The following is a 2,928-nucleotide window of genomic DNA, read 5'->3' on the forward strand; positions in this document are numbered from 1 at the left end:
AGCCGGCCGCGCGCGACCGGCCGTTCGGTGGTTTGCGCCACTGCCTACCGGGTGGGCATCACTTGTGTTGCAGCGCACCGGCTTTCAACGCTGCCGCGTTGACGCGGCTCAGGACGGCGTGCAGCTCCTCGAGTTCGGAGATGTCCACACCGAGCGTGTCGACGACGGTACCGGGCACGGCCTCGGCGCGGCTCCGCAGCGCGCGACCCTCGTCGGTGAGGTCGACGACGAGCTGCCGTTCGTCGGCGGTGCTGCGGGTGCGCGTGATCAGGCCGAGCGCCTGCAGACGCTTGAGCAGAGGCGACAAGGTGGGCGAGTCGAGCTGCAGGACCCGCCCGATCTCCTTGACGGACAGCGGTGCCTGCTCCCACAGGACGAGCATCACCAGATACTGCGGATGGGTCAGTCCCAGCGGCTCCAGGATCGGCCGGTAGACCGCGAGTACTGCGCGATTGGCCACGGCGAGCGCGAAGCACACCTGACGGTCGAGGGCCAAGGGATCGTCCGCGCGGGTCGGTGTGAACGGAGCGGCGGCGTCGGAACTCATCTCGTCGAGGATACCAACAGTTAGTGCACGAACTTGTGAGGCTCGATCTGTCGTCGTCGACGTAGCACCCCCACCGGGGATTAGATTAGGCTAGCCTAATCGCATGATCGACGACCTCATCGAACTCGCGTTTGCCCAGGGTGCCGTGCGCGGGGTGTCCGTGGCCGCCGACGGCTGCGACGAATACCTGCTCGCCTCCTCGGGGACGGCGCCTGCGATTCGCGTGTGGGTGCGTCCCGACGGCCGCTTCTCGCGGGCCTTCGACAGCGACGACTGCCACGTGACGCTCGGTCAGGTCGTCGACCGGTGCGGCATCACCTACGATCGCCGCCGGGGCGGTTCCCTGGTGCGGCGAATGTAGGCCGTCAGCGCACGTAGTCGGGATATTCGGTGTGCAGGAGCAGGTATCCGGCGAGGTCCTCGATGAGCCAGTGCTCGCTGTCCTCCGGTGTCCGGGCGTCGCACACCGCATCGCCCGCGAGGCAGACGCGGTCCACCCGGATGTCACCGAAATCGTGGCGTCCGCCCGTGAGCGTGATGCCCGGGGCCACCTGTCCGGGGAACTGGGACTCGACGCCGTTCTCGTCGCGCGGATCCGCGTAGAGCACACCCCGGATGCGGTCCGGGGGAACCGAACCGTCGTGCGCGATCTCGGCCAGGACATCGCCCGCGACCGCGGCCCCCTGCGAGTAACCGAGAACGACGAGCTCCGAGTTCGGGCACACCGCGTGCTCCCGCGTGATCGCCTCGCGCAACCGGCTCTTGCCGATTGCTTTCGACTCGTCGTAGGCGATGCCGTCCGAGCCCTTGCTGGAACCGGAGTCCGGCACCGGCACGACCACCGCGGGATAGCGGATGTGTTCGACGATCGTGCCCGGCTGCCGGTAGCGCTCCGAGATCTGCGCCAGCGGCGACTCCGGGTCCAGGGAATCGATGGAATCGACGTTCTTGGTGCCGTCCACCGCGAGCACGAAACGTTCTGGGCAGGAGCCGGTTTCGTCCGGTGCCGCGCCGGCGGCCGGCGACGTCAGGAGGGCGGACATCGTGGTGATCGCGAGGGCCGCTGTGACCAGGCCGAAGCCGCGACGAATCGATTCGGGTGAGCCGACCATGCCGAACCTCCTGAGACCACGAGCCATCGAACAATCGCAGGGTACCGGGGTTCGGGATCCGGCCTCGTCCTCCGAATGAACCATTACGGGTGTGGCACTGGTCATGGCGTCGCAAGCCGCCGAACGGGACGACAGCGGCGCGCTGCCGACCGCGCGCTGTTGTCCATCCGGATTGCGGGAACCTCGAACTCCCGTCAGGGCTCGACGAGCTTGCGCAGGATCCGTGCGAGCTCGGCGCGGTCGTGGTCGTCGAGCGGGGCGAAGAACTCGCCGGCTTCGGCGTCGCGCGCCGCGTCGAGTTGCCGGGCGAGGTCGCGTCCCGCGTCGGTCAGTTGCACGCACACCGCGCGGCGGTCGGCGGGGTCGGGGATCCGCTCGGTGAGTCCGCGGGCCTCGAGCCGGTCGATCACCTCGGTGGCCGAGCGCGGCACGATCCGCAGCGCCTTGGCGACCTCGCCGAGCCGCAGCGGGGACCCGTCGGAGCCGCCGACGACGCGCAGGGCGCGGTGCTCGTGAGGTGACAAATGCCACGGTTCGAGGGTCTCGTGCCAACGTCGTCGCAGCGTGCGGGTGGCCGTGATCAGCAGATCACGCAATGTTGCGGGTGAATCGGCCATGGAATGAAGAGTACCGCATTTGACGTTTACCTCTTAGTGAGGCAACCTCAATACGTTACATCGACTCAGAAGGAGGTGGTGTACATGATGCACCTCCCCCCGGGCGGCGGTCCCGGTCCCGGAAAACGGGGCAAGGTCGACCCCCTCGATCGACGCCAGCTTCAGGACTCACCCGTCAGCCTGCGCCGCATCGGTGCCCTCTTCGCGCCCTACCGCTGGCAGATCGCACTCGTGGTGGCGCTCATCGTCACCTCGTCCGTGATCTCCCTCGCCAGCCCCTTCCTCGTCCGCGCGGCCATCGACCATGCCATCCCCGAACAGAACGTCTCGCTGCTGCTGTGGGTCGTCACCGGCATGCTCGCGGTGACCGTCGCCTCCTCGGTGCTCGGCGTCGCCCAGACCTGGATCTCCACCACGGTGGGCCAGCGCATCATGCACGGCCTGCGCACCCGCGTCTTCGCCCACCTGCAGCGTCAGTCCCTGAGTTTCTTCACCCGCACCCGCGGCGGTGAGATCCAGTCCCGGCTGACCAACGACATCGGCGGAATGCAGAACGTCGTGACCTCCACGGCCACGTCGATCGCCGCCAACATCACCACCGTCGTCGGCACCGCCGTCGCGATGGCCGTACTGAGCTGGCGCCTGTCGCTGC

4 protein-coding genes and 1 pseudogene are annotated in these 2,928 nt (G+C 68.2%); 2 read left to right on the forward strand and 3 right to left on the reverse strand.

Translation table 11 applies throughout. The features are described from left to right. Nucleotides 1–58: 58 nt before the first annotated feature. Entirely contained in the window at nt 59–547 is a 489-nt protein-coding gene (locus I0Q12_RS30660; protein WP_197257713.1) for a MarR family winged helix-turn-helix transcriptional regulator, read from the reverse strand. A gap of 103 nt (nt 548–650) precedes the next feature. Here I0Q12_RS30660 and I0Q12_RS30665 point away from each other — a divergent pair, with 103 nt between their 5' ends. Beyond that, a complete protein-coding gene (locus I0Q12_RS30665; protein ID WP_197257715.1) occupies nt 651–908 on the forward strand; it encodes a hypothetical protein in 258 nt (85 codons plus the stop codon). Nucleotides 909–912: 4 nt separating this feature from the next. On the opposite strand, the gene I0Q12_RS30670 is transcribed toward I0Q12_RS30665, so the two are convergent. Next, nucleotides 913–1,659, reverse strand: coding sequence for a PE-PPE domain-containing protein (locus I0Q12_RS30670; protein WP_231611764.1), 747 nt, complete (start codon nt 1,657–1,659; stop codon nt 913–915). A gap of 194 nt (nt 1,660–1,853) precedes the next feature. Beyond that, the gene (locus I0Q12_RS30675; RefSeq protein ID WP_197257716.1) at nt 1,854–2,276 is read right to left on the reverse strand and encodes a MarR family winged helix-turn-helix transcriptional regulator; all 423 of its coding nucleotides are present in this window, start codon (nt 2,274–2,276) and stop codon (nt 1,854–1,856) included. Between the two features lie 189 nt (nt 2,277–2,465). Between I0Q12_RS30675 and I0Q12_RS34415 the strand changes: the two are divergent. After that, nucleotides 2,466–2,928: pseudogene (locus tag I0Q12_RS34415) on the forward strand (ABC transporter transmembrane domain-containing protein); the annotation flags it as partial.

The sequence above is a fragment of the Rhodococcus sp. CX genome, assembly GCF_015865005.1.
GTDB lineage: Bacteria > Actinomycetota > Actinomycetes > Mycobacteriales > Mycobacteriaceae > Rhodococcus.

Coding starts and splice junctions, on each gene's coding strand:
- I0Q12_RS30675 (WP_197257716.1), bottom strand. CDS start 2,276: ATGGCCGATTCACCCGCAACATTGCGTGATCTGCTGATCACGGCCACC.
- I0Q12_RS30660 (WP_197257713.1), bottom strand. CDS start 547: ATGAGTTCCGACGCCGCCGCTCCGTTCACACCGACCCGCGCGGACGAT.
- I0Q12_RS30670 (WP_231611764.1), bottom strand. CDS start 1,659: ATGGTCGGCTCACCCGAATCGATTCGTCGCGGCTTCGGCCTGGTCACA.
- I0Q12_RS30665 (WP_197257715.1), top strand. CDS start 651: ATGATCGACGACCTCATCGAACTCGCGTTTGCCCAGGGTGCCGTGCGC.